Origin of the sequence: Cupriavidus lacunae, from assembly GCF_003353055.1 — a bacterium.
GTDB classification, from domain to species: domain Bacteria; phylum Pseudomonadota; class Gammaproteobacteria; order Burkholderiales; family Burkholderiaceae; genus Cupriavidus; species Cupriavidus lacunae.
Window position 1 is genome coordinate 75,721 of record NZ_QKWJ01000016.1, and the last position, 25,579, is coordinate 101,299.

Here is a 25,579-nt window from a genome sequence, read left to right on the forward strand (position 1 = left end):
CGCGGGACTGCGCAAAGCCAACGTGGCTGCGTGAACGCTGCCGGAGAACCACGCCTGTCCCTGCATGTGAATTTCGCTACAATCTCGCCAGCGCAGCTTTGTGCCCCCGGCATCGGCGACGACAGGCCCTGTCGCGCTGCGGAGCGCGTTCCTCTTGACGCAGACAGGCGATGGACATCAAGCACCTACAACTGTTATCCGACATCGTCGAGGCGGGCAGTCTCAGCAAGGTCTGCGCGTCCCGGGGCATCGCCCAGTCCGCCCTCAGCAAGCACATCGCCTCGCTGGAAAGCGAATTCGGCGCCAAGCTGTTCTACCGCACCGGGCGGGGCGTGGTGCTGACGGAATTCGGGCAATCCATCATGCCGCGGGTGAAATCGTTGCTTGGCGAGTTCGACCAGCTCAGGAACGATATCAGGGACCGCGCCGACGTGCCCAGCGGGCCGGTCAGGCTGGCGCTGCAGGCGTCCATCACGCAGCATATCGTCGGCCCGCTGTTCCAGCGGGTGCGTGCGGACTTTCCGAAGATCGACCTGCGGTTGATGGAGGGATTCGCCGGCAATATCGAAGAGGCGCTGGCGAGCGGCCGCACGGATGTGGGCGTGTTCTCACGGTATGGCGACCGCGTCCACAAGACGGACGAACCGCTCGCCACCGACGAGCTCTACCTGATCGCCCCCGCCGGCGACCCGAACGTCGCGAAGCCGAGCTGCCGGTTCGCCGATGCTGCCGCCCTGCCGCTAGTACTGCCCGGCGCGCCGGACGGCTTTCACATGATGCTGCTGGACGAGGCGAAGAAGGCGGGCGTGCCCCTGAACACCCAGATCGAGGTCGACTCGCTCACTGCAATGCGCGAGATCGTCGCCAATGGCGCCGCCTACACGATCCTGACCCGGCAAGCCGTGGAAGTCGACATGCAGCTCGGGCGGATCGGGGTCAGCCGCATCGTCGATCCCGTACTGACGCGCACGCTGGTGCTGGCCACCAGCACCCAGCGGCCCCTGACCTACGCCAGCAGGACGGTCATCGACCTGATCCGGAAGCTGACGCAGGCCAAGGCGCCCGCCGCACCGCAGGCAGCGACGGCGGCCGGCACCTCTTCCGCGGGCACCCGCCGTCGCGGCGCGCGGTCATGAGGCGCTAGTGCCCTGGGCATTCCCGTGCCTGCGCAACAGATCGAGCGCCACGTCGACGATCATGTCTTCCTGCCCGCCCACCATGCGACGCTTGCCGAGCTCGACGAGGATGTCGACGGCCTTGATGCCGTACTTCGCCGCGGCGGCCTCGGAATGCCGGAGGAAACTCGAGTAGACGCCGGCATAGCCCAGCGCCAGTGTTTCCCGGTCGACGCGCACGGGCCGGTCCTGCAGCGGCCGAACGAGGTCATCGGCCGCATCCATCAGCTTGAACAGGTCGCAGCCGTGGTGCCAGCCCAGTCGGTCGGCTGCGGCAATGAAGACTTCCAGCGGGGCGTTGCCCGCCCCCGCGCCCATGCCGGCCAGGCTGGCGTCGACCCGGTCGCAGCCATCCTCCACCGCCACGATCGAGTTCGCCACGCCGAGCGAAAGATTGTGGTGCGCATGGATGCCGACCTCGGTCTGCGCGTCCAGGACGTCCCTGAACGCGCGGATGCGTTGGCGGACATCCTCCATCCCCAGCGCCCCGCCGGAGTCGACCACGTAGACGCAGGTCGCCCCGTAGCGCTCCATCAGCTTTGCCTGTTCGGCCAGCTTCGCCGGCGTGGTCATGTGGCTCATCATCAGGAAGCCCACGGCATCCATGCCCAACTCGCGCGCCGTCTCGATGTGCTGCTTCGCGACGTCCGCCTCCGTGCAGTGCGTGGCCACCCGGACCACGCGGGCCCCGGCGGCGTAGGCTTCCTTCAGGTCGTGGACGGTGCCGATGCCGGGCAGCAGCAGTGTGGCGATCCTTGCCTGCTTCACGACCTCGGCAACGGCCTCGATCCATTCGAGGTCCGTGTGCGCGCCGAAACCGTAGTTGAAGCTCGACCCTTGCAGGCCATCGCCATGCGCCACTTCGATGGAGTCGACGCCCGCCTCGTCCAGCGCCCTGGCGATGGTCCGGGCCTGCTCGACGCTGTACTGGTGACGGATTGCGTGGCTGCCATCGCGCAGCGTGACATCGGACACGTAGATTTTCTTGCTCACTTTCGGCTCCTTCAGATGGCGGCGACGACAACTTCGACCATTCGCCCGGCGATGCGCTCGGCCATCGACAGGGCCGCGCTGGTCATGATGTCCAGGTTCCCGGCGTAGGCCGGCAGGTAGTGTGCCGCCCCTTCGACTTCCAGCAGCACCGTCGTCTTCATACCGCTCACGCGTCCGATCCCCGGCACGTTCAGGTCGTGCACGCGGTCGAACTGGACGTCCTGCTTGAGCCGGTAGCCCGGCACGTAGCGCTGCACGGCCGCCACCATTTCCTCCACCGACGCGGCCACCCGGGCCTCGTTCGTCTCTTCGCTCAGGCAGTAGACCGTGTCGCGCATCATCAGGGGCGGCTCGGCCGGGTTGAGGACAATGATCGCCTTGCCGCGTTCGGCGCCGCCTACCGTCTGGATTGCCCGGGAGGTGGTCTCGGTGAACTCGTCGATATTCGCGCGCGTGCCGGGACCGGCCGAACGGCTGGAGATACTGGCGACGATCTCCGCGTAACGGACCTTCGCCACGCGTGACACCGCCGCCACGATGGGAATGGTGGCCTGCCCGCCGCAGGTGACCATGTTGACGTTCGGTGCATCCAGGCAGCTATCGCCGTTGACCACCGGCACGCAGTACGGGCCGATGGCGGCCGGCGTCAGATCCACCATCCGCACGTCGGGCTTGCGTTCCCGGAGGAAACGGTCGTTGGCGACGTGGGCGGCGGCGCTGGTGGCGTCGAAGATGAGTTGGACGTCGGCAAACGCCGGCAGCCGCACCAGTCCCTCCACGCCCTCATGGGTCGTCGCCACGCCCAGCCGGGCCGCGCGTGCCAGCCCTTCCGATTGTGGGTCGATGCCGACCATAGCCGCCAGCTCCACGTGGCGGCCATGGCGCAGGATCTTGATCATCAGGTCGGTGCCGATGTTGCCGCTGCCGACGATGGCAGCCTTGACCTTTTTCGTTGACATGCAATGCTCCCGTTCAGTTTGCGGCGAAGGCCGTCCGGACAATGCCCAGGCCCGCGATGGTGGTGTCGATGACGTCGCCCGGCGCGACGGTGGCCATGGGGCCGAGGGCGCCGGTCATGATGACGTCGCCCGCCTGCAGGGGCCGGCAGACTTCGGCCATCTTGCGGGCCAGCCACAGCGCGGCGTTCAGCGGATGGCCGAGGCAGGCCGCGCCCACGCCGAGGGAGACGACCTCACCCTTGCGCTCCATCAGCATCCCGCAGGTGCGGAGGTCCACCTCCGACAGCTTGCGAGGCCGGGTGCCGAGGGCATACAGGCCGGACGATGCGTTATCGGCGACCGTGTCCAGCAGGCGGATATCCCAGTCCTTGATGCGGCTGCCGACGATCTCGACGGCCGGCAATACATAGGCGATGGCCGAGATGAGCTGCGACAGCGTCACCTGTCCGTCGCCCAGATCGCGCTCCAGCACCACCGCCACTTCGGCCTCGATTTTCGGCTGCAGCACGCGCCCGGGCGCCACCTCCTCGTCAGGGGCGAGTTCCATGTCGGCGAACAGCATGCCGAAGTCCGGCGAATCGACGCCAAGCTGCTGCTGCACGGACTTCGAGGTCAGGCCGATCTTGCGGCCCGTCAGGCGGCGCCCGGTCTCGAGGTAGTGCTGCGTGTTGATGTCCTGGACGGCATAGGCGCCCGCCACGCCCATCGCGGCTAGTTCGCCCCGCAGCGGGAGGATCGGCTGCCCGTCGAGGGCGGCATGGCGAAGCGACGTTGCCAGTCGTTGCAGGACGGCGGTATCCATGGTCATGTGCGGCACCTCATAGCGGTGGGTTCAGGTTATCGGCGCTCGCGAAGACGAGCTTCCAGGGCTTCATGACGAGGCTCCGGAACAGCGACGCCTTGGCAAACGGGTCGTTGGCGGCGAGCTTCGACGCCTCGCTCTCGTTGGCGACCTCGTAGACGAACAGCGCGCCGCTGCCGTCGGCGAACGGGCCGGCGACCACCAGCCGCCCTTGTTGCAACAGGTCCCGCAGGTAGGCCCGATGGGCAGGCCGGAACTGGGCGAGCCGCTCGGGCTCATTGGCGTACTCGACGAAGGCTGCGAATTTCATGGCAATGCTCTGTGACTCAGTGAGGGAGGAATCCGGTGGAGATCCATGGCACGGCGGCGACCACCACCGTCCCGGCGATCAGGGAAGCCATATAGCGCCAGACGTGCCGCACACCCTCGCTCGGCCTGATGCGGCTGATGGCGCAGGCGGCGTAGTAGCCGACACCGAATGGCGGCGCGAAGAGGCCGATGCCCATGGCGAGCACGACGATCATCGAGTAGTGCACGTCGTGGATGCCCAGTTGCCGCGCGATGGGAAACAGCAGCGGCCCGAACAGGACGATGGCGGGGATGCCTTCCAGCACGCTGCCGAGCAGGACAAAGGCCACGATGGAGACCGCGATGAAGGCCGCGGCCCCGCCCGGCAGCTTCGCCATGGCTGCGGCCAGGTCGCCGGAGAAGCCGGACTGGGTGAGCGACCACGCCATGCCGGTGGCGGTGCCGATGATCAACAGGATGGCGCCGGACAGCGCCGCCGTGTCCACCAGCGCTGGCCAGATCTGTCGAACGTCGAACTTCCGGTACACCAGCAGCCCCACTACGATGGCATAGACGATGCCGATGGTGGACACCTCCGTCGCCGTCGCCACGCCCTCCACCACCGCGGCGCGTATGACGAAGGGAAGCGCCAGCGCGGGCAGCGCCACCAGCAGGCTCTTGCCGACCATCGTCCGGCTTGCACGCGCATTGCATGGGGCGCCGGCCTTGCGCGCCCGCCACCACACCACCAGCCCGAGCATCAGGGCCAGGACGACGCCCGGCAGCAGGCCAGCCGTGAACAGGTCGGCAATGGAGATGCCGGTGACAGAGCCGATGGTGATCAATACGAGGCTCGGCGGAACGGTTTCGGTCTGCGCGCCGGTGGCCGCCAGCAGTGCGACCATGTCGCCGTCGTCGGCACCGCGCTTCTTCATCTCCGGGAAGAGCGCCGGGGCGACCGCCGCCATGTCCGCCGCCTTGGCGCCCGAGATGCCCGACACCAGGTACATCGCGCCGATCAGCACGTAGGACAGGCCGCCTCGGATATGTCCGAGCAGGTTGGCCAGGAACTGCACCATTGCCCGCGCCATCGACGTCATCTCGATCAGCACGCCGAGGAACACGAACAGCGGCACTGCCAGCAGGATCAGGTGCGACATGCCTTCGTCCATCCGTCCGATCACGACGATGGTTGGCGTCGACGTGGTCAACGAGAGATAGCCGAAGGTGGCCAGCCCGAACGAGAACGCGATGGGCACGCCGGCAAAGACCAGCAGGCCAACGATGCCGACGAAGAACACCACCAGGTTAGCATTGCCCAGCCCTTGCAGCACCGGCTGCAGTCCGACGAGGACACCCACCACCGCGCCGCATGCGACGAGCGCCACCAGCGCCGCACGCCGGCTGGCCGTGGACAGCAGCCGCACCACGCTCATCAGCAGGATCAGCGCAATCCCGACCGGCAGCGCGGCGGCACGCCAGGCGTTGGAGATGTCCAGCGCCGGCATGGTGACGAATGCCTCCTCGCTGGCGAACTCGTACGCCGCACCAGCCACCAGCGCGAGCCACGTCAGGGCGGCAACCGTCGCCACGAGCTCAAACACGCCGCGCCATTGCGGCCCCGCCTTGTCAACGAGCGCCGTCATGCGCATGTGGCTGCCGCGCCGGAACGCCACCGCCGAGCCGAGCATGATGAGCCAGATGAACAGCAGGGACGCGAGCTCGTCGACCCACACCAGCGGCGTGCGCAGGACGTAGCGGCTCAGGACGCCGCTGAACAGCACGCCGACCTCGGCGACCACGAGCAAGGCGGCCGGCACCTCCGACACCGCGCCCAGCACCTTGTCCGCCAGCCGCAGCGCCCGCGCCGGCTTGCAGCCCGGAATTTCGCCCACCGGACCATCCATGCCCCGGGGATCGACTTCAACCATTTGGGTAGACATGACGCACCTCCCTTACTTCTGCGGCAATCCAAGGACGTTCGCCTGGATCTCGGGATCGACGAAGCGCTCCAGGCGCTCCGGGTACACCGTGACGGTGATCTCACACGAGCCCGTCCCGACGGTCAGCCCCAGCAGGTGGCCGCCGGCGGCGTTGAACGTGCCGTCGGTGACCGCGCCGTGGGCGTGGATGGACGGCTTGCCTTCTTTCCACGCGATAGAGCCGGTCATGTTGGCCATCTCGACGTTGCGGTACGTCTTCGGGTCGAACTGCTTGCGGTTGAAGTCGTAGAAGCCGAACGTCGCCTCCGACATGAAGCCGATGCCGACAAAGCTCGCGCTGGGAATCTTCTCGTCCCGCGCCAGTTGCTCCAGGGTCTGCAGCACGTTGTCGCCGTGCCGGAGCACCATCAGGTAGCCGGTGGGGGTCTTCATGTACTTGCCCTTCAGTTCCGCTGCCGCCGCGCCGTGCGTCCCCACGACAGCAAGGGTAAGGCCAAGCGTCAACAGCGATACCGCGCGCTTCATGAACGTCATGATGTCTCCTGGAATTTGAATGTGAGCGCACCCGTGGCGGTGGCGCACAGCCACCGGCCATCGGTCGAGAGAACTAAAAAAAGGGACGATGCGGCTATGCGAGCGTGCCCGCGTACTTCTCCAGCAGCGCCCAGCTCTCGGCCGGGAACTTCTGCTGCCAGCCCTTGTAGAAGCCGGCCTTGCTGAGGTAGTCGCGGAAGGCCTTCACGTCGGGCTGGTTGAAGGCCATGCCGCGGCCCTTCAGCTCGTCGCGCAGGCGGGTGTTCAGCGCCTCCACCGCCTGGCGTTGCTTCAAGGCATGGGCGTCGAACGTGGTGGCAGCGAGCTGCCGCAGGTCCTCGGGCAGCGCGTTCCACGTGCGCAGGTTGGCCACGAGCCAGAACCCGTCCCACACGTGCGAGGTGAGCGAGCAGTACCTCTGGACCTCGTACAGCTTCTGCGTCTGCAGGATGGTCAGCGGGTTCTCCTGCCCGTCGACGACTTTCGTCTGCAGCGCCGTGTACGTTTCCGCCATGTTGATGCCGGCGGGCGCGGCGCCGAAGGCCTTGAACATCGAGGTGAGCGCGGGACTGAGCGGCACGCGGATCTTGAAGCCGTTGAGGTCTTGCGGCGTATTGATCTGTCGGTTGCTGCTGGTGACCTGGCGGAAGCCGTGGTCCCAGATCTTCGGCAGAGGCATCAGGTTGACCTTCGCGAAGGCGCTGCGGATATGCGCGCCCAGCTCGCCGTCCATGGCCTTCCACACCTGGTCGTAGCCTGGGAAGGCGAAGCCGATCCCGCTGATGGAGGCCACCGGCACCAGCGTGCCCCAGATCAGGCCCGCCGTGCTGACGAAGTCGATGGCGCCGGAGCGGACCTGCGAGATCATGTCAGTGTCGTTGCCCAACTGGCTGCTGGGGAACACGCGGATGTTCAGGCGCCCGTTCGAGGCGCGGGCAATCTCGGCTGCCGCGGCGGTGAGGTTGACGGTGGTCGGATGGGTGGCGTCGAGCGCAATGCCAAGCTTGTAGTTATAGGCCTGCCCCGCCGCATGCGCCGGCGTGCCGATCATCAGGCCGGAGGCAGCGGACGACGCCGCCATGGCAATACCTTGTTTGAGCGCCAGGCGGCGCCCGCTGTTGAACCCGCTCATGACTTGTCTCCTGTGGTCTGGTTTTGTAGTGTCGGGCGCTCTGGCGGCGGTGGCCTGACCGGCCACCCTGCCGCTTATGCCGCCCTGGCTTCGCGGCTGCTGAGGTACTTCGAGAAGCTCCTCGCGCCGTCCCAGTCCTGGATCAGCGTCAGCCTGCGCTTCAAAAACAGCCCGTCGGCCACGCGTTCGGCGAATGCCTCGAAGGTCTCGGTCGGATCCTCGATCTCGAAAACGAAGTAGACCTTCGCCTCTTCGTTCGACAGCCACGGCCCCGCCAGCAAGTTGAGGTCACCCGGCAGGTTGTGCGGGCGCACGCCCTTGCGCAGGTTCCCGAGGAAATCCACGACGCCCTGCATGGTCTTCGGGGACATATCGCGCAGCCAGACTTCGTTGAAAAACTTCGGCATCTTCTTTCTCCCTGTGCTCAGGCCGACACGCGGTCGGTGTAGGCCTTCATCTGCTCCCAGCCCGACAGCAGCGTGAGCTTGCGACGGGCGAAGAGTCCGCTGACCACGCGCTCGGCGTAGGCGTCGAACATGGTCGAGGGGTCGTCGATCTGGAAGATGAACATTACCTTCGCTTCCTCGGCGGACAGCCAGGGGCCGGCGACCATACGCAGGTCGGGCGGCAGGTTGTCGGGCTTCGTGCCGACGCTCAGGTTGCCGAAGAAGGTCACAGCCTCTTCGATCACCTCGGGCTTGATGTCGCCAAGCCAGACTTCGTTGAGAAACAGGGGCATTGATGTCTCCAGGTCAATGTTCGGGCCGCGGGGGATGCGGCGCGATGACCGAAGCATATGAAAAGGCCGCCCCGCGTCATATCCTTAAAAGGAGATATCAGACTTTCCTTGGGGAGGTATCGGTGATACCCAAACCAGAGCACGGCTGGCTCTGCGTGCCCAGGGCCCCGCGGCGACTAGAGTGGGTGCATCCGGCCCGAGTTCCGGCACCCGGAATCGGGAGGCAATCGTATTGACAGCGCGCCCTATGCACCGGCAGCGAAGGAGAATGCATAACCGGAACAACGGGGAAGCCGTTAAAAACCCTGGGATGCCGCCCTGCATCGGATTATCGTCTCGGTATCAAAGAGCCGGATAGCCGACATGCGATGCACTACCGTTCTCAAGTTCGATGATGGCGATGCCACCGCGGTCAAACACCGTTAAGGCCTCAACGTGGCAAAATTGCTTCGCTCGGCCGCCGTGACCAGCTCACCGGTACGACAGTTGCGGAGACATTTGTTCGACGCCACTGGTGCAGAAACACCAAAGGCAGTTACCGATTTGAGAGCGGAACACAGCAGATGAACTCATTGTTTTCCTTCGGCACTGTGGCGGGCGTCGGCTTCCAGGTCGCATGGGAAGACGGCGATCGCGTTGTCGGTCGAGGCTCGCGACTCGGCCCAGATGGCGAGCCGAAGGCTGTGCTGGCTGTGTGGCCCGCAGCCGAGCACCCGCTGCCCTCTAGCCTCGCTCGCCTCGCACACGAATACGGCTTGAAGGGCGAGCTGGACGGCAGTTGGGCGGTGCGGCCGCTAGAGCTTGTGCGGGAACATGGTCGGACTGTTTTGCTGCTTGAGGACCCCGGCGGCGAGCCACTTGCCGGGCTACTGGGCGCCCCCATGGAGGTAGGCCGTTTCTTGCGTCTGGCCATCAGCATCACCGCGACCCTGGACCAGTTCCACCAGCGGGGTCTTATACACAAGGACATCAAGCCGGTCCATATCCTAGTGAACGATGCCCCTATCGAGGCGCGGCTCACGGGCTTCGGCATTGCCTCGCGCCAGTCGCGCGAGCGCCAGGCACTGGCGCCACCGGACGAGATCGCCGGCACGCTGGCCTACATGGCCCCCGAGCAGACCGGACGCATGAACCGGTCAATCGACGCGCGGAGCGACCTCTATTCGCTCGGCGTCACGCTCTACCAAATGCTCACCGGCGTGCTGCCGTTTGCCACCGACGACCCGATGGATCTGCTGCACAGCCATCTCGCCCGGCAGCCAGTACCGCCGGCGGAGCGGGTACCGTCGATCCCGGCCTTGCTCTCCGCCATCGTGATGAAGCTGCTCGCCAAGACGGCGGAGGAGCGCTACCAGACGGCAGCCGGGCTGGAGGCCGATCTACGGCGCAGCCTGACCGCATGGGAAAGCCTGGGACGCGTTGACATCTTCCCGCTTGGCGAGCATGACCTGCCTGATCGGCCATTGATTCCGGAACGGCTCTATGGACGGGAGCGCGAGATTGAGACCTTGCTCGCTGCCTTCGATAGGGTCGTAACCCAGGGCACGCCCGAGATTGTGCTGGTCTCCGGCTACGCCGGTATCGGAAAGACCTCGGCCGTGCTTGCGTTGCGCAGCGCACTGGCTCTCAGGAATGGCCTCTTTGCCTCGGGCAAGTTCGATCAGTACAAGCGAGACATCCCGTATGCGACTTTGGCACAGGCTTTTCAGAATCTGATCCGCTCACTACTGGGCAAGAGCGAGGCCGACTTGGCGCCATGGCGCGCCGCATTGGCGGAGGCGCTGGGCCCGAATGGCGGCCTCATGGTGCCGCTCATACCCGAGCTCGGGCTGATTCTGGGGCCGCAGGCGCCGGTTCCGGAGCTGCCGCCGCGCGACGAACAGCACCGATTCCAGATGGTTTTCCAGCGCCTGCTTGCCGTCTTTGCCCAACCCGCGCATCCGCTGGCACTCTTTCTCGACGACCTGCAGTGGCTGGACGCGGCAACACTCGAGCTGCTCGAGTATCTGGCGACCCAGCCGGAGGTACGCCACGTGCTGCTTATCGGAGCCTATCGGAATGACGACGTCAAGCCCGGACATCCGTTGCTACTGCGATTGCCGGCAATCCGCCAGGCCGGGGGGCGGGTAAATGACATCGCACTTTCCCCCCTTGGGTTCGACGATGTAAGCAGACTCATCGTCGATGCCTTGCATTGCGCACCTGGGGACGCCGCACCTCTGGCCCGCCTGGTGCAGGAGAAGACTGGCGGTAACCCATTTTTCGCCATCCAGTTCCTTACCGCCCTGACCGAAGAGGGGCTGCTCGTTTTCGATCATCGTGGCGCGCGCTGGTCCTGGGACCTTGAGCAGATTCGGGCCAAGGGCTTCACCGACAATGTGGTCGATCTCATGCTCGCCAAGCTGAGGCGCCTTCCCGCGGCGACCCGTAACGCCCTGAAGCAGTTGGCGTGTCTCGGTAATGACGCGGCGATCGCTATCCTGGCCATGGTCCAGGATGCCAGCGAGGCGGAGCTGGACGCGGCTCTGTGGCCGGCGGTACGCGCCGGACTTGTGTTGCGTTTGGGAAATATCTACCGATTCCTGCACGATCGTATCCAGGAGGCGGCCTACGCCCTGATTCCTGAAGGCGCGCGGCCGGCAGCGCACCTCGCTATTGGCAGACGGCTCGCTGCGGGCACGCCGCCTGAGGCAATAGCTGAGCGTGTCTTCGAGATCGTCGGCCAGCTCAACCGTGGCGCCGACCTTATCACCGCGGCCGAGGAGCGGGAGCAAGTGGCCGAGCTGAATCTGCTCGCCGGCCAGCGCGCCAAAGCGTCCACGGCCTACGCCTCGGCGCTGACCTATCTCACCGCCGGTGCAGCGCTCGTGCAGGGGGACGCCTGGAAGCACCGGCCAAAATTTGCTTTCGCGCTCGAGTTCCATCTCGCCGAATGCGAATTTCTGACCGGCGCGTCGGCTGCGGCGGACGCGCGCCTGGCCGAGCTTGCGTGCCGTGCCGCCAACCTGCCCGATCTGGCCTCCGTCACCCAGCTGCGGCTGGAGCTGTTTCTGGCCCTCGGCCAGCGCGAGCGCGCCGTCGAGGTGGGCCTCGACTACCTGCACCGGGCCGGCGTCCATTGTTCGGCACACCCGACAGATGAGGAGGTTCTGCAGGAATACGATCGGATGTGGCGGCAACTTGGCGACCGCCCGATCGAGGCGCTGCTCGACCTGCCGATGATGACCAATGCGGTCGCGTGCGAGACAATGGATGTCCTGACCGCGCTAATGCTGCCGGCCTGGTACACCGACGTGAACCTGGGCTCGCTCATCATTGGACGGATGGCAAACCTCAGCCTCGAGCATGGCAACAGCGACGCGTCGTGCCTCGCCTATACCTGGCTCGGCATGCTCCTGGGGCCCCGGTCCGGCGACTACAAGGCGGCATTCCGCTTCGGCCAGCTCGGCCTGAACCTGGTCGAGCAGCGCGGGCTGAACCGCTTCAGGGCCCGTGTCTACCAGGCTTTCGGCGGCCACGTGATGCAATGGACGCAACCCATCCGTGCCGCGCGCAGCCTGGTGCGGCGCGCTTTCGACGTGGCCAGCAAGCTTGGTGACCTTACCTACGCGTCCTTCGCGCGCAACAACCTCATTACGCAGCTGCTCGCCTGCGGCGATCCGCTCGCCGAGGTGCAGAACGAAGCCGAGGCCGCGATCGGCTTCGCGCGCCGGGCGAGGTTCGGTCTCGCCGTCGACCGGGTTACCCCCCAGCTCCAGCTAGCGCGAACTCTGCGCGGCCTGACCCCGGTCTTCGGCGTCTTTGATGATGATGATTTCAACGAGGAACAGTTTGAGCGGTATCTGGATGAGGCTCCGGGCTCCGCCCTCGCCACCTGTTGGTACTGGATCCGAAAACTGCAGGCACGCTTCCTCGCCGACGACCACGCAACCGCCATAAAGGCGGCGGACAGGGCAGAACGTCTCCTCTGGACATCGCCATCGTTCTTCGAGCAGGCGGAATATCACTTCTACGCAGCGTTGGCGCGGGCCGCATGCTGCGGCACGGCCGCCGCGCCAGAACGGACCCAGCACCTGGAGGCATTGGCCGCACATCATCGCCAGCTCCTTATCTGGTCCGAGCATTGTCCGGAGAATTTCGAGAACAGAGCCGCATTGGTTGGCGCGGAAATCGCCCGCCTCGATGGGCGCGAAGTTGATGCAATGGGGCTCTACGAGCAGGCCATCCGCTCCGCGCAGGACAGTGATTTCATCCATAACCAGGCACTCGCCAACGAGTTGGCTGCGCGATTCTATGCCGCGCGTGGCTTTGAAAAGGTTGCCCGCGTGTATATGCAGGATGCCCGCCATGGTTATCTTCGCTGGGGCGCCGGCGGTAAGGTACGGCAACTCGATGCGTTGTATCCGCGCCTCTCGGGGCAAGAGCGAGCACCCGCACCGACGACGATCGGGGCGCCGGTCGAACACCTGGACCTCGCCACCGTGATTGCCGTGTCGCAAGCTGTGTCCGGCGAGATCGTCCTGGACAAATTACTCGACACACTCATGCGCACCGCGATTGAACAGGCCGGCGCGGAACGGGGACTGCTGATCCTGCCCCGAGGGGCCGAGCAGCGCATCGCAGCAGAGGCCACGACCGGTGGCGATATTGTCACGGTGCAGCTCCGCGACGAGAGCGTGACGGCGACTGCGCTGCCGGTATCGATGCTCCACTATGTCTTGCGCACCCGCGAGAACATCATTCTCGACGATGCCGCGACACAGAACCCATTTGCCGCCGATCCGTACATTCTGCAGCATCATGCCCGATCGATTCTCTGCCTGCCATTGCTCACACAGGCCAAGCTCATCGGGGTGCTCTACCTCGAAAACAACCTCTCGCCACGCGTCTTCGCGCCGAGCCGAACCGCCGTGCTGAAGTTGCTCGCCTCGCAGGCCGCGATCGCCCTGGAGATTACTTGTTTGTATCGGGATCTCGCACAGCGCGAAGCGAAGATCCAGCGCCTGGTTGAGGCCAACATCATCGGGATCTGCATCTGGCACCTGGACGGCCGAATCCTCGAGGCCAATGACGCGTTCCTCCGCATGCTGGGCTACGACCGCGAGGACCTCGCCTCGGCCCCCTTGCGCTGGACGGACCTGACGCCCCCGGACTGGCGCGAGCGTGACGCACGGTTGCTCCAGGACCTTCGGATCAGCGGGACCTTGCCGCCTTTCGAAAAGGAGTTCTTCCGCAAAGATGGAAGCCGCGTGCTCGTCCTGCTAGGGTGCGCGACATTCGAAGAGGGTGGGGACCAAGGTGTCTCCTACATACTTGATCTAACCGAGCGCAAGCGCGCCGAGGAGGCGCTGCACCAGGCACAGGCCGAACTGGCACACGTTACCCGCGTGACGACGTTGAACGCGCTGACCGCCTCGATCGCTCACGAGGTCAACCAGCCGTTGGCCGCCATCGTCACCAACGCCAATGCGGCGCTGCGCTGGCTCGCTCGCCAGCCGCCCGATCTCGCCGAGGTGCGAGAGACGTTGGGGCGCATCGTTCAGGGTGGCCATCGGGCTGGCGCAGTGATTGGAGGCATGCGCGCGCTGCTTAAGAAGACGGCCGCCGTCACGGCGCGCCTTGACATGAACACCCTTATCGAAGACACGATTGCCCTCATCCGGGGAGAGGTAGGCCGCCATCAAGTCCTGCTCCGGACGGAGCTGGCGCCTGACATGCCGCCGGTTGTGGGTGACCGGGTGCAGTTGCAGCAGGTGCTCCTGAACCTGATGATGAATAGCATCGAGGCAATGAAAGAGGTGGCAGAGCGGCCGCGGGAACTGCTGATTCGGTCGCGCCTCGACGCATCGGGGGCTGTGATGGTTGCCGTTCAGGATGCCGGCATCGGGCTGGAGCCGCAAGATCTGGAGCGGGTTTTCCAGACCTTCTTCACTACCAAGGCGGAGGGTCTGGGCATGGGCCTGGCGATCTGCCGGTTGATCGTCGAGGCACACGGAGGGCGGCTGTGGGCGAGCCCCAATGTGCCTTGCGGGGCCGTGTTTCAGTTCACCCTGCCGCCTCAGGACTAGTGTCCTGCTCCGCAAGTAACTTGCCAAAATGAAATCGTCCAGTTGCTCGTCAGGCTAGGCGCGAGGAGGCGCCATAGCCGTAGCTATGGCAACGACGAGCAACGACGCATGGCGGGCAACTGGGCGATTTCATGGCAAGGTATTTGCGGAACAGGACACTAGATGCCTCCCGCCGACGGCGGGAGGCTACAGGGACTCAAAGCGGCGACTCGCAAATGCCGAGCTGCTGTGCCATCAATACAAGCTCGGCAAGGCTGCGCGCCTTCATCTTGCGCATGGCCTGGCCGCGATGAATTTTCACGGTGACCTCGCTGATACTAAGCTCGCTGGCGATCTGCTTGTTCAGCAGACCGGCCACCACCATGCGCATGACCTCGGCCTCACGCGGCGTCAGGCTCTGGTAGCTGGCTCGCAGTTCATCCAGCTTACGCATGCCTTGGCGGCGATGCTGATCCTTTTGCAAGGCGGCCGCCACGGCATCGAGCAGGTCCTGCTCGCGGAATGGCTTCGCCAAAAAATCCTCAGCGCCAGCCTTCATAGCGGCAACGGTCATGGGGATGTCGCCGAAACCAGTCATAAAAATGATTGGGACCTGGATGCCCATTTGGGACAGCCGAGTCTGTAGGTCCAGGCCACTCTGCCCGCGGAGCCTGACATCGAGCAGAAGGCAAGTGGGCGCGTCCGGGAACGCGAATGCTAGCAGTTCGGCAGCGGATGCGAACAGTGCGACGCGCATCCCGACTGATCGGAAGAGGTTCTCCAACGCGCCGCGAAGCATCGCGTCGTCATCAACGATCAGCACCATCGCTTCATCACTCGCACTGGTGTCCGCGGTTACGAAGCTGTTGATTGTCACAGTCTATCTCCAGTGCACCAATCGGTGCGCGAGGCCTGGGCAGGCCCACTCCCGCCACCATGACTTGACCCCGCAAAACTCTCCATTACATCACACAACCGGGATCTTGGACTACTTATACCATGGGGTTAGTTCAGTGTGACTCTTGGCGGCTGCCCCAGCCGGCCAGTTTGCAGGCTAACGCACATCGAACCCGCACGCAGCCCCAATGCCTTCCTACGCCGCAAGGGTTGGCGAAGCCACTTCCTATTTCCTGTAGCACAGCCGGGCGGCTTCACGATGAAACCAAGGCTGCGGACGCCTAATACGATTCGACGATAGCGACGGCCGACAGCGCCGACTATTCTTCCCTCAGGTTGCGCTCCGGACACGAACGCCGGTCGCGGCCCTTATGCCAAGCCGCCCCGACGCGGCTCTGCCCCGGCGGTGATGCCACGGCAGCCTCACTCTCGCCCCCCCCAAACAGGAGCAACGCAATGTCGAACCCCAAGCTTGAAGTCCTCACCCCGCAGAACAGCCAGCTGATTTTCATCGACCATCAGCCGCAGATGGCTTTCGGCGTCCAGTCGATGGACCGCCAGGCGATGAAGAACAACGTCGTCGGCCTGGCCAAGGCGGCAAAGCTCTTCAATATCCCGACGACGATCACCACCGTCGAGAGCGAGTCGTTCTCGGGCTTCACCTATCCGGAACTGCTCGACGTGTTCCCGGACCAGAAGACGCTGGAGCGCACCTCGATGAACTCGTGGGACGACCAGAAGGTGCGCGATGCGCTCAAGGCCAACGGCCGCAACAAGGTGATCGTGGCCGGCCTGTGGACCGAGGTCTGCAACACCACCTTCGCGCTGTGCGCCATGCTTGAAGGCAACTACGAGATCTACATGGTCGCCGACGCTTCGGGCGGCACCAGCAAGGAAGCCCACGACTACGCCATGCAACGCATGGTCCAGGCCGGCGTGGTGCCGGTGACCTGGCAGCAGGTGCTGCTCGAATGGCAACGCGACTGGGCCCACCGCGACACCTATGACGCCGTAATGAAGCTGGTGAAGGAACACTCGGGCGCCTATGGCATGGGTGTCGACTACGCCTACACGATGGTCCACAAGGCCGCCCAGCGCACGGCTACGGGGCACGAATCCATCGCCCCGGTGCCCGCACGCTAAACAGCTGATCAAGAAGAAGATTGTCTTCGGCCTACGCACGATTTCCGTGCATAGGCCGATGCAACCAGCGATCTGATTTATCCAGGATTCCGAGCTAACTTTCAGCTAGCCCTAATCATGCAAATAGAACACACCCAGGAACAAGGTCACAACATCGATGCATCGCGCCGGCAACTGCTGGTAGGTAGCACCGTTGGCGCCGCGGCCGCATCGGTGGCGTCGCTGGCCGCACTGACGCCCACGGCTGCGCAAGCCGTGTCGGCCAGCAGCCGCGCCACGAAGCTGGGCCACTACGTCACGACCAAAGACGGCACGCGCATCTTCTACAAGGACTGGGGCACGGGCATCCCGGTGGTGTTCTCGCACGGCTGGCCGCTTAATGCCGACGCCTGGGACGCCCAGATGCTCTTTCTGGTCCAGAAGGGATTCCGGGTGATCGCCCATGACCGTCGCGGCCATGGCCGCTCGGACCAGCCCGCGCAGGGCAACAACATGGACACCTACGCCGACGACCTGGCTGCGCTGCTGGACGCCCTCGACATCAAGGGCGCAACGCTGGTCGGCCACTCCACCGGTGGCGGCGAAGTGGCGCACTACCTCGGTCGTCATGGCACGAAGCGCGTGGCCAAGGCGGTGCTGATCGGCGCGGTGCCGCCTATCATGCTCAAGACCGCGGCCAATCCGAACGGCCTGCCGATCGAAGTGTTCGACGGCATCCGCAAGGGCGTGGCGGAAAACCGCTCGCAATTTTACAAGGACCTGACCACACCGTTCTTCGGCTTCAACCGTCCGGGCGCCAAGGTTTCGCAAGGCACGATCGATGCGTTCTGGGCGCAGGGCATGGCCGGCGGCATCCTCGGCCAGTACGCCTGCATCAAGGAGTTCTCGGAAGTGGACTACACCGAGGACCTGAAGAAAATCACCGTGCCGACGCTGATCCTGCACGGTGACGACGACCAGATCGTACCTATCGACAATTCGGCCCGCCTGTCGGCCAAGATCGTCAAGAACGCCACGCTCAAGGTATATCCGGGTGCGTCGCACGGCATGTGCGTGATCAACGCCGACCAGGTCAATGCCGACCTGCTGGCCTTCCTGAACGCATAAGCCGATATGTCCATTACCCGCCGGCACTTCATCGCCTCGGCTGCCGCCCTCGGTGCGGCAGCCTCTTCGGAACTATTCGCCATGTCACCGAACCTGACTCCCGACCTCATTTTCGTCAACGGCAAGTTCGCCACGCTCGACCGTGCCAATCCGCAGGCCGATGCCGTGGCCATCCAGGACGGCCGCTTCGTCGGGGTGGGTACGCGCCAGGACCTCATGAAGCTGGCGGGAACGCAGACCAGGGTGATCGACCTGAACGGCCGGCGGGCCATTCCCGGGCTGATCGACAGCCACATGCATATCATCCGCGGCGGCCTGAACTACAACATGGAGTTGCGCTGGGACGGTGTGCGTTCGCTGGCCGATGCGATGCGCATGCTCAAGGAACAGGTGGCGCGCACGCCCGCCCCACAATGGGTGCGCGTGGTCGGCGGGTTCACGGAACACCAGTTCGTGGAAAAACGCTTGCCAACCATCGAGGAACTGAACGCCGTGGCGCCCGATACCCCGGTATTCATCCTGCACCTCTATGACCGCGCCATTCTGAACGGCGCCGCGCTGCGCGCAGTAGGCTACCAGAAGGACACGCCGAACCCTCCGGGCGGCGAGATCGTGCGCGACGCGCGCGGCAATCCCACCGGGCTGCTGCTGGCCAAGCCCAATGCGACCATCCTCTACGCCACGCTGGCCAAGGGTCCGAAGCTGCCGCCCGAGTATCAGAAGAACTCGACGCGCCATTTCATGCGCGAGGTGAACCGCCTTGGCGTGACCGGCGTGATCGACGCCGGCGGCGGCTACCAGAACTACCCCGAGGACTACAACATCATCGAGGAGCTGCACAAGGAAGGCCACCTCACGGTGCGCCTGGCCTACAACCTGTTCACGCAGAAGCCCAAGGAAGAGCTGAGCGACTTCAAGACCTGGACGTCGACCGTGAAGCCAGGCCAGGGCGATGACCTCTATCGCCACAATGGCGCCGGCGAAATGCTGGTCTACACGGCGGCAGACTTCGAGGACTTCCGTGTCGAGCGCCCCGACATGGCGCCGTCGATGGAAGCCGACCTGGAGCCGGTGATCCGCCTGCTGGCCGAAAAGCGCTGGCCGTGGCGCCTGCATGCGACCTATGATCAGACCATCACGCGCGCGCTCGACGTCTACGAGAAGGTCGCCAAGGACATCCCGTTCAACGGCCTGAACTGGTTCTTCGATCACGCCGAGACTATTTCCGACCGCAATATCGACCGCATCGCGGCGCTCGGTGGCGGCATCGCGGTGCAGCACCGCATGGCCTACCAGGGCGAGTACTTTGTCGAGCGCTATGGCGCACGCGCTGCCGAAGCCACGCCGCCGGTCAAGAAGATGCTGGAAAGAGGTGTGAAGGTCGGCGCCGGCACCGACGCCACACGCGTGGCCTCGTACAACCCGTGGGTCTCGCTGTACTGGCTGACCACGGGCAAGACCGTCGGCGGCATGTCGATGTATCCACAGGCCAACCTGCTCGATCGCGAAACGGCGCTGCGCCTGTGGACTGAGGCCAACACGTGGTTCTCATCCGAAGTGGGCAAGAAGGGCCAGATCAAGGTGGGCCAGCTGGCCGACCTGGCCGTGTTGTCGGCCGACTACTTCTCGGTGCCGGGCGACGACATCCAGGACATCACGTCGGTGCTGACCGTGCTCGGCGGCAAAGTGGTCTATGGCGACAGCGAATTCGGCAAGCATTCGCCCGACATCCCGCCCGCGATGCCCGACTGGTCACCGGCCCGTCACGGCAGCCAGTACCAGCCGCGCCCGCAGGCCCAGGCGCGCGCGCTGGCGCTGAACACCGCGTGCGGCTGCGCCAGTTCGTGCGGCGTGCATGGCCATGCGCATGCCAATGCGTGGACCTCGAGCGTGCCGACGTCGGACGAAAGCACGTTCTGGGGCGCGCTGGGCTGCTCGTGCTGGGCATTCTGATCCACGTCGACCACATCGGAGAGCGGCCATGGCCATCTCGACGCCCCCGCTAGCCACGGCCGGCAACAACATGCACCGGCTGCCACGCTGGCTGCGCTGGATCGCCCTGCTGTTGCTGTGCGCAGCCTACCTGCAGGGCGGATTGGTCAAGCTGTTCGACTTCTCCAGCGCAGTGGCAGAGATGCAGCACTTCGGCCTGTCGCCCGCCGTGCCGCTGGCTGCGGCGACGATTGCGCTGGAGCTTGGTGCGTCGGCAATGATCCTGACCGGCTTCTGGCGCTGGCTCGGCGCACTGGCGCTCGCGGCGTTCACGCTGATGGCCACGTTCCTGGCCAACCGGTTTTGGAGCGCACCGCCCGAGGCGCAGTTCATGATGGCTAACGCGTTCTTCGAACATTTGGGCCTGGTGGGTGGATTCCTGCTAGTGGCGTGGGATGACCTTCGCACGCGGAGACAACCATGACGCAAACTGCCATCCCGGCGGCCAAGCCTGCATCGGGCGGCACGTTTGCCCCGCTGGCCCAACCCACGTTTGCGGTACTGTGGGTGGCCACGATCCTCGGTAACATCGGCAGCTTCATGCGCGATGTGGCCAGCGCATGGCTGGCAACCGATCTTTCCACTTCACCGGCAGCGGTCGCCACGATCCAGGCGGCCGCCACGCTCCCCATTTTCCTGCTTGCGATTCCGGCCGGTGTGCTCTCCGACATCCTCGACCGGCGCCGCTTCCTGATTGTGATCCAGATCGGACTGGCCATGGTCAGCGGCACGCTGATGCTGCTGGCGTGGCGCCAGGCGCTGACAATCGAAATCCTGATTGCACTGGCGTTCGTCGGCGGTGTAGGTGCGGCGATGATGGGGCCGACGTGGCAGTCGATCGTGCCCGAACTCGTGCCGCCGAGCACGCTGCGACAGGCCGTGGCACTGAACTCGCTGGGCGTGAATGTCGCCCGTGCGATTGGACCGGCTACCGGGGGTCTGCTGCTCGCGGCATTCGGCGCGGCTGCCACGTATAGCGCAGACCTGGTCAGCTATGTGTTCGTCGTCGCCGCGCTGATCTGGTGGAAGCGTCCCGAACAACCAAGCGATCCGCTGCGCGAGCACTTCTTCAGCGCTTTCCGCGCAGGCTTACGCTTCACGCGCGCGCATAGCAAGCTGCACGTAGTATTGGCGCGCGCCGCCGTGCATTTTGCCTTCGGCAGCGGCGTATGGGCGTTGTTGCCGCTGGTGGCCCGTCAACTGTTGCATGGCGGTGCCAGCCTCTATGGTGTGTTGCTGGGCGCAGTGGGCGCTGGCGCGATCCTTGGCGCGCTGACGATGTCCAGGCTGCAGCAGCGGCTCGATGCAGATGGCATGGTGCTGTTGTCCGCGATCGTCACGGCGGTCGTCATGGCGGCGCTGTCGAGCGCACCACCCATATGGCTGGCATTGCCGCTACTGTTGCTGCTCGGCGCCGCGTGGATCATGGCGCTGACCACGCTCGGCGGCGCGGCGCAGGCGATCCTGCCGAACTGGGTGCGTGGTCGCGCGCTGGCGGTGTACCAGATGGTGTTCAACGGCGCGCTGGCTGGCGGCAGCCTGCTCTGGGGCTTCGTGGCGCAGGCACTGGGGACGCCGCACGCGTTGCTGATTGCCGCGGCGGGACTGGTCGTTACCGCCCTGATCCTCAACCGCATGCGGCTGCCGCGCGGCGAAGAAGACCTCGGTCCCGCACGTCACTGGCCCGAACCGGAGATGGCCGGCGAGATCGCGCACGACCGTGGTCCGGTGATGATCCTGATTGAATATTGCATCCCGCCCGCCAACCGCGATGCGTTCCTGCACGCGGTGCACAAGCTGTCGGAAGAGCGTCTGCGTGACGGCGCGTTCAGCTGGGGCGTGATGGAAGACCCGGCCAACCCCGAACTACTGACCGAGTGGTTCCTGGTCGAGTCCTGGGCCGAGCATTTGCGCCAGCACCAGCGGGTGCCCAATGCCGATGCCGATCTGCAACGCGACGTGGCAGGTTTCCACGTCGGCGCCAAGCCGCCGCAGGTGCGACACCTGCTCGGACTGGGCCTGCCGCCGGCGTAGCGCCGCACCGATTTTCCCCCTCTCCAACCTTGTCTCATATGAAGCTCTATCTCATCTCCCTTGGCGCCGGCATCCTGGTCGGCATCATCTATGCATTGATGCAGGTCCGCTCGCCTGCGCCGCCCGCAATTGCTTTGATCGGGCTGCTAGGCATGCTGATTGGCGAGCAGGTTGTGCCGCCGGTCAAGCGCATGCTGGCGGGCGAGCCAGTCACCATTGCATGGTTCCGCGGCGAATGCGTCCCGAAGATTACGGGTACACCGCCCAATGCGGACACGACCGTTCAACCGTCGGCACCCCTCCCCGCGCGTAGCAAGGAAGGGAACCAGTAACAGCATGAGTCGTTCCCGAAAGCAGCCCGAAGCACCTACCAGCTGTACTAACGCAATCGCGCCCCGGCGCATTCACATCGCCCTGGCAGCGTCTTTGTCCGCGGCCGCGGCACCTGCCGTGGCGGACAACAACGTCGCGATCTATGGCCGGCTGAACACAGCAATCGAGTATGTGACCGTGACCACCGCAACCGACGGCACCAGATCAGGCAATACGGCGCGCCTCACGAATAACCGCTCTGTGTTCGGCATGCGGGGCGAGGAGCAATTGGCCAATGGAATCAAGGCGATCTGGCAAATCGAAAGCGCCCTGTCGATTGACAACGGCACGGGGCAAATCGCCGCGCGAGATACCCGGCTCGGCCTTCAGAGCCCGTACGGCACCCTCTTCATGGGCAACTGGGACACGCCATACACAAGTGCAACCAAGAGCTACGACCCGTATTACCCCACCACTGCGGGTTACATGGCGCTGATAGGCAATGGCGCTGCGTCTACCAGCGACAATGTCCAGAACACCAGCTCATTTGATCGACGGCAGAAGAACTCGTTGCACTACCAGTCGCCGACGTGGCACGGCTTGAGCGGCGCCATCGCCTGGGGATTGCCGGAAGAAAAGACAACGGTGCCGCGCAATCCCGCGCTGTATTCCTTTGCCACCGCCTATGACCATGGCAACTTGAACCTGACGCTTGCCTATGAAATCCACCAGCACTATCAGACCAGCGGACGCAACGACGACGCAATAAAGGCTGGAGTTTCCTACCAGTTCCCGTCGACGCACATCAGTGCCTTGTATGAACGCCTGCACTATCGCACCGCCACTGGAGACCTTACGCGCAATGGCTACTATGTCTCGCTGATACAGCAGCTTGGCACCGGTAGCATACGCGCCGGCTTCGCCTTTGTCGGCAATGGCACCGGTGCGGCTACGGAGACGATTGGATCCGTCCGCAGTGGTTCGGAAACCGGCGCATTTCAGGTAACGGTCGGCTATGACTATCCCCTTTCCAAACGAACCGCGCTATACGCTTACTACAGCCGCATCAACAACCGCAGCAACGCGAGCTATGACTTCGCCATCAACAACATCGGCATCAAGGCTGGCGCCGACCCGCAGACGTTCGCCATTGCGATGCGGCACAGCTTCTGACCGTCAGCCGACCAATCTTCGTGGGAGACCGCATTGACACCCGCACAGCTTCCCGACACGGGCCGCCGCGCTGATCTTTCGGGACCGGCGTTCGGCTGCATCCTGGCCTTCGTCGCAGGCTATGTAGACGTGGTCGGGTTCATTTCACTATTCGGCCTATTTACGGCACACGTGACAGGAAACTTCGTGATGATCGGCGTCGACATCGCCAGTGATTCGACCGGCCTGCTCGCCAAACTGCTTGCGCTGCCGACTTTTGCCTTGGCGGTTGCGGCCGCCAGGCTGACCGAGTCACGCATCGTACGGGACAAACCATCGGCACCCTCGCTGTTGCTATTTGCCGAGGCTGTGGCGCTGGTTCTCTTCATAATTGCCGGGCTCCACGCCTCTCCCATTTCCGATCCGGGTACGCCGGCGGCCATCGGCGCCGGCATGCTTGCCGTAGTGGCCATGGGTATTCAGAACTCACTGTCCAGGACGTCTTTGTCAGACCTTGGCCCCACTACGATCATGACGGGAAATACCACGCAAATTATCATTGACCTGGTGGACCTGCCATCCGCATCTGAGGCGGAACGCAAAGCCATACGCGCTCGGCTCAAAAAGATGGTACCGGCGCTCGCGGGTTTCGCATCGGGCGCCGCTCTCGGCGCCCTTGGCTATTCGATGCTTTCGATCTGGTGTGTAATGCTGCCAGCCGTGTTGCTGACGGCGCTCAGTCTCTTGACTTGGCGCAATGGCGCAAACAGCCTTCAGAAGTGAATTGGCAGACGAGTGAGTTCGAGACGCCCTCGCCTTCCTGCGGTTCACCGATCTCACATCGCCGCTGCCAGTGCCGAGCTGAGCAAACAGCATTCCAAAGTCCGCGACCAGGCCGAAGACCCAGCCAGCTAATACGAACAGACAATGGCCACAGCCTGCATCGCCAATTAATCTCTCCTAGTTTTGCGGGATCACGACACGCTGCAACTGACATTGACCTGAATCGGCGTTTGGAAGCCTGTCCGGTCACCTTGCTGTGCGGGCCCGGAGTTCGGGTTGGCCGTAGCCAGGTCCCGTGTAGCCGGAGCAGTGCACTGTGCTGAGGACAGTCCTGCGCGGAGAGGGGTGACTCATCGTCTGCCTCCTCTGGTTTCGCATCCGTGTACTGATTTCCGGCACGAAGGTCCCCCCAATCTCCTTCACCAACAAGAAGAATCACGATGAACAGAGACACTCTCACCACGGCTGCGGGCGCACCGGTCACTGACAATCAGAACTCCCAGACCGCCGGTCCGCGCGGGCCGATGCTGCTGCAGGATGTCTGATTCCTATGGTGAAGGAATCCGGCGTGCAGTGAACTGCCTGAAGTAAGCTGCCCGATCCACCGCTGTCCCTGCTCAGGACGGCAGCGGGACCTTGAGTCGGTACGAGCAAGACCGGCACTCGCCTGCGGTCTGCGATCGAGCTACTGGCGGCACCAAGGCAAGCAAAGTCTCGTGCCTTCGAGCATTTCAGCAAGATAACGCGTCACTGCGGGCAAGCAGGCCGACTGCTGGCTAAGGGCGCTACGCTGCTCCCCTTCTACAGCAGCATCGACAATCAAAATAGCGCCGTCTACCATCAATCATCAAACGGTCCCGGCGCCGCCCGCACCTACATGGACTTTTGAATATGCGGCGCCATTTCGAAGCAGCTATGCATGTAATACCTTGGTATGAATCGGACGGAATGGCTGGCTGGCTCACTATCGCGGGGGGACTGATTTTCCTGGCCAGCGTGACTTCATCGCAACGTAGCGTGGGACGTGCACCCGAGGAATCGGCAATACCTTCGTATGATAGGGTGTGTACCGGTGTGGCGTTACTCTTCCAGCAGAGCATTGCCAGCGCTCAACGCGCATACAAGGGGTCAGTGTGATAGCTCGCCCCACGATCGCAATAGTTGACGACGATGTCGCCGTCCGAAATGCCATGGGGGGGCTGCTGCGTTCGCTCGATCTTGGCGTGCAATTGTTCGGAGGCGGTCAAGAGCTACTGCGGTGCACTTCGCTGCCTTGCCTGTCCTGCGTGATCACAGACGCGAAAATGCCCGGCATGGACGGCTTCGCTTTGATAGAGGCCCTGCGCGCACGCAATCTCGATATGCCTGTCATTTTCATGACTGCATTTGCGCATGAGGGATTCGATCAGCGTGCCATGGCATTGGGTGCGACGTGCGTCCTTTACAAGCCCTTCCAGGACACGGACATGATCCCATGCATTGAAAAAGCATTACGTCCTCGCAAGACTGACTCTACTCCATCGTGAGTGTGTCGTGCAGTGGATCGA

Annotated in this window: 21 protein-coding genes; 11 read left to right on the plus strand and 10 right to left on the minus strand. The window is 64.2% G+C overall.

All coding sequences use genetic code 11. From position 1 onward, the window contains the following. Window positions 1–170 precede the first annotated feature (170 nt). The gene (locus DN412_RS15315) at window positions 171–1,136 is read left to right on the plus strand and encodes a LysR family transcriptional regulator (protein WP_115212398.1); all 966 of its coding nucleotides are present in this window, start codon (window positions 171–173) and stop codon (window positions 1,134–1,136) included. On the opposite strand, the gene dmpG is transcribed toward DN412_RS15315, so the two are convergent. The 9 genes from dmpG to DN412_RS15360 form a co-directional block, all read right to left on the minus strand. Continuing rightward, complete coding sequence (dmpG, locus tag DN412_RS15320; protein WP_115212399.1) at window positions 1,131–2,168, minus strand: 4-hydroxy-2-oxovalerate aldolase; 1,038 nt, start codon at window positions 2,166–2,168, stop codon at window positions 1,131–1,133. The genes DN412_RS15315 and dmpG overlap by 6 nt on opposite strands. Before the next feature lie 11 nt (window positions 2,169–2,179). Continuing rightward, window positions 2,180–3,127 (minus strand): acetaldehyde dehydrogenase (acetylating), encoded by a 948-nt coding sequence (locus DN412_RS15325; RefSeq protein ID WP_115212400.1) that lies wholly within the window; start codon window positions 3,125–3,127, stop codon window positions 2,180–2,182. Window positions 3,128–3,140: 13 nt separating this feature from the next. Beyond that, window positions 3,141–3,935 carry a 2-keto-4-pentenoate hydratase gene (mhpD, locus tag DN412_RS15330; RefSeq protein ID WP_115212401.1) on the minus strand — a complete coding sequence of 265 codons (795 nt, stop codon included), beginning with the start codon at window positions 3,933–3,935 and terminating at the stop codon, window positions 3,141–3,143. Window positions 3,936–3,945: 10 nt separating this feature from the next. Next, a complete protein-coding gene (locus DN412_RS15335; protein ID WP_115212402.1) occupies window positions 3,946–4,239 on the minus strand; it encodes a YciI family protein in 294 nt (97 codons plus the stop codon). Between the two features lie 16 nt (window positions 4,240–4,255). Continuing rightward, the gene (locus tag DN412_RS15340) at window positions 4,256–6,160 is read right to left on the minus strand and encodes a TRAP transporter large permease (protein WP_115212403.1); all 1,905 of its coding nucleotides are present in this window, start codon (window positions 6,158–6,160) and stop codon (window positions 4,256–4,258) included. Between the two features lie 12 nt (window positions 6,161–6,172). Then, the gene (locus DN412_RS15345; protein ID WP_115212404.1) at window positions 6,173–6,694 is read right to left on the minus strand and encodes a PPC domain-containing DNA-binding protein; all 522 of its coding nucleotides are present in this window, start codon (window positions 6,692–6,694) and stop codon (window positions 6,173–6,175) included. 94 nt (window positions 6,695–6,788) lie between these two features. Further along, window positions 6,789–7,826, minus strand: coding sequence for a TRAP transporter substrate-binding protein (locus DN412_RS15350; protein WP_115212405.1), 1,038 nt, complete (start codon window positions 7,824–7,826; stop codon window positions 6,789–6,791). A 74-nt stretch (window positions 7,827–7,900) separates the two neighbouring features. Beyond that, window positions 7,901–8,233 carry a hypothetical protein gene (locus tag DN412_RS15355; RefSeq protein ID WP_039013123.1) on the minus strand — a complete coding sequence of 111 codons (333 nt, stop codon included), beginning with the start codon at window positions 8,231–8,233 and terminating at the stop codon, window positions 7,901–7,903. 17 nt (window positions 8,234–8,250) lie between these two features. After that, window positions 8,251–8,565: a hypothetical protein gene (locus DN412_RS15360; protein WP_115212406.1), complete on the minus strand. Its 315-nt coding sequence runs from the start codon at window positions 8,563–8,565 to the stop codon at window positions 8,251–8,253. Between the two features lie 563 nt (window positions 8,566–9,128). Here DN412_RS15360 and DN412_RS15365 point away from each other — a divergent pair. After that, window positions 9,129–14,633, plus strand: coding sequence for a trifunctional serine/threonine-protein kinase/ATP-binding protein/sensor histidine kinase (locus tag DN412_RS15365; RefSeq protein ID WP_115212407.1), 5,505 nt, complete (start codon window positions 9,129–9,131; stop codon window positions 14,631–14,633). 196 nt (window positions 14,634–14,829) lie between these two features. On the opposite strand, the gene DN412_RS15370 is transcribed toward DN412_RS15365, so the two are convergent. Then, window positions 14,830–15,438, minus strand: coding sequence for a response regulator transcription factor (locus tag DN412_RS15370; RefSeq protein WP_115212447.1), 609 nt, complete (start codon window positions 15,436–15,438; stop codon window positions 14,830–14,832). Between the two features lie 527 nt (window positions 15,439–15,965). Between DN412_RS15370 and DN412_RS15375 the strand changes: the two genes are divergently transcribed. From DN412_RS15375 to DN412_RS15420, 9 genes are all read left to right on the plus strand, one after another. Beyond that, window positions 15,966–16,652 carry a hydrolase gene (locus DN412_RS15375; RefSeq protein WP_115212408.1) on the plus strand — a complete coding sequence of 229 codons (687 nt, stop codon included), beginning with the start codon at window positions 15,966–15,968 and terminating at the stop codon, window positions 16,650–16,652. Window positions 16,653–16,769: 117 nt separating this feature from the next. Then, window positions 16,770–17,759 carry an alpha/beta fold hydrolase gene (locus DN412_RS15380; RefSeq protein WP_244222662.1) on the plus strand — a complete coding sequence of 330 codons (990 nt, stop codon included), beginning with the start codon at window positions 16,770–16,772 and terminating at the stop codon, window positions 17,757–17,759. A gap of 6 nt (window positions 17,760–17,765) precedes the next feature. Then, window positions 17,766–19,712, plus strand: a complete 1,947-nt coding sequence (locus DN412_RS15385; RefSeq protein ID WP_115212409.1) for an amidohydrolase — start codon at window positions 17,766–17,768, stop codon at window positions 19,710–19,712. 28 nt (window positions 19,713–19,740) lie between these two features. Beyond that, window positions 19,741–20,175, plus strand: a complete 435-nt coding sequence (locus DN412_RS15390) for a DoxX family protein (RefSeq protein ID WP_208647609.1) — start codon at window positions 19,741–19,743, stop codon at window positions 20,173–20,175. Beyond that, a complete protein-coding gene (locus tag DN412_RS15395; protein ID WP_115212410.1) occupies window positions 20,172–21,785 on the plus strand; it encodes an MFS transporter in 1,614 nt (537 codons plus the stop codon). Before DN412_RS15390 ends, DN412_RS15395 begins: the two co-directional genes overlap by 4 nt. Window positions 21,786–21,823: 38 nt before the next feature. After that, complete coding sequence (locus DN412_RS15400) at window positions 21,824–22,117, plus strand: XapX domain-containing protein (RefSeq protein ID WP_115212411.1); 294 nt, start codon at window positions 21,824–21,826, stop codon at window positions 22,115–22,117. Window positions 22,118–22,121: 4 nt separating this feature from the next. Next, window positions 22,122–23,270 (plus strand): porin, encoded by a 1,149-nt coding sequence (locus tag DN412_RS15405; protein ID WP_244222663.1) that lies wholly within the window; start codon window positions 22,122–22,124, stop codon window positions 23,268–23,270. A 33-nt stretch (window positions 23,271–23,303) separates the two neighbouring features. Beyond that, window positions 23,304–24,032: a YoaK family protein gene (locus DN412_RS15410; RefSeq protein ID WP_115212412.1), complete on the plus strand. Its 729-nt coding sequence runs from the start codon at window positions 23,304–23,306 to the stop codon at window positions 24,030–24,032. A 1,133-nt stretch (window positions 24,033–25,165) separates the two neighbouring features. Beyond that, window positions 25,166–25,558 (plus strand): response regulator transcription factor, encoded by a 393-nt coding sequence (locus tag DN412_RS15420; RefSeq protein ID WP_115212413.1) that lies wholly within the window; start codon window positions 25,166–25,168, stop codon window positions 25,556–25,558. Window positions 25,559–25,579 lie beyond the last annotated feature (21 nt).

Bases quoted from the DNA above. Each gene is read 5' to 3' on its own strand.
- DN412_RS15340 (WP_115212403.1), bottom strand. From the start codon at position 6,160: ATGTCTACCCAAATGGTTGAAGTCGATCCCCGGGGCATGGATGGTCCG.
- DN412_RS15365 (WP_115212407.1), top strand. From the start codon at position 9,129: ATGAACTCATTGTTTTCCTTCGGCACTGTGGCGGGCGTCGGCTTCCAG.
- DN412_RS15315 (WP_115212398.1), top strand. From the start codon at position 171: ATGGACATCAAGCACCTACAACTGTTATCCGACATCGTCGAGGCGGGC.
- DN412_RS15390 (WP_208647609.1), top strand. From the start codon at position 19,741: ATGGCCATCTCGACGCCCCCGCTAGCCACGGCCGGCAACAACATGCAC.
- DN412_RS15355 (WP_039013123.1), bottom strand. From the start codon at position 8,233: ATGCCGAAGTTTTTCAACGAAGTCTGGCTGCGCGATATGTCCCCGAAG.
- DN412_RS15375 (WP_115212408.1), top strand. From the start codon at position 15,966: ATGTCGAACCCCAAGCTTGAAGTCCTCACCCCGCAGAACAGCCAGCTG.
- DN412_RS15350 (WP_115212405.1), bottom strand. From the start codon at position 7,826: ATGAGCGGGTTCAACAGCGGGCGCCGCCTGGCGCTCAAACAAGGTATT.
- DN412_RS15385 (WP_115212409.1), top strand. From the start codon at position 17,766: ATGTCCATTACCCGCCGGCACTTCATCGCCTCGGCTGCCGCCCTCGGT.
- DN412_RS15335 (WP_115212402.1), bottom strand. From the start codon at position 4,239: ATGAAATTCGCAGCCTTCGTCGAGTACGCCAATGAGCCCGAGCGGCTC.
- DN412_RS15405 (WP_244222663.1), top strand. From the start codon at position 22,122: ATGAGTCGTTCCCGAAAGCAGCCCGAAGCACCTACCAGCTGTACTAAC.
- mhpD (WP_115212401.1), bottom strand. From the start codon at position 3,935: ATGACCATGGATACCGCCGTCCTGCAACGACTGGCAACGTCGCTTCGC.
- DN412_RS15370 (WP_115212447.1), bottom strand. From the start codon at position 15,438: ATGGTGCTGATCGTTGATGACGACGCGATGCTTCGCGGCGCGTTGGAG.
- DN412_RS15400 (WP_115212411.1), top strand. From the start codon at position 21,824: ATGAAGCTCTATCTCATCTCCCTTGGCGCCGGCATCCTGGTCGGCATC.
- DN412_RS15345 (WP_115212404.1), bottom strand. From the start codon at position 6,694: ATGACGTTCATGAAGCGCGCGGTATCGCTGTTGACGCTTGGCCTTACC.
- DN412_RS15380 (WP_244222662.1), top strand. From the start codon at position 16,770: ATGCAAATAGAACACACCCAGGAACAAGGTCACAACATCGATGCATCG.
- DN412_RS15395 (WP_115212410.1), top strand. From the start codon at position 20,172: ATGACGCAAACTGCCATCCCGGCGGCCAAGCCTGCATCGGGCGGCACG.
- DN412_RS15325 (WP_115212400.1), bottom strand. From the start codon at position 3,127: ATGTCAACGAAAAAGGTCAAGGCTGCCATCGTCGGCAGCGGCAACATC.
- DN412_RS15360 (WP_115212406.1), bottom strand. From the start codon at position 8,565: ATGCCCCTGTTTCTCAACGAAGTCTGGCTTGGCGACATCAAGCCCGAG.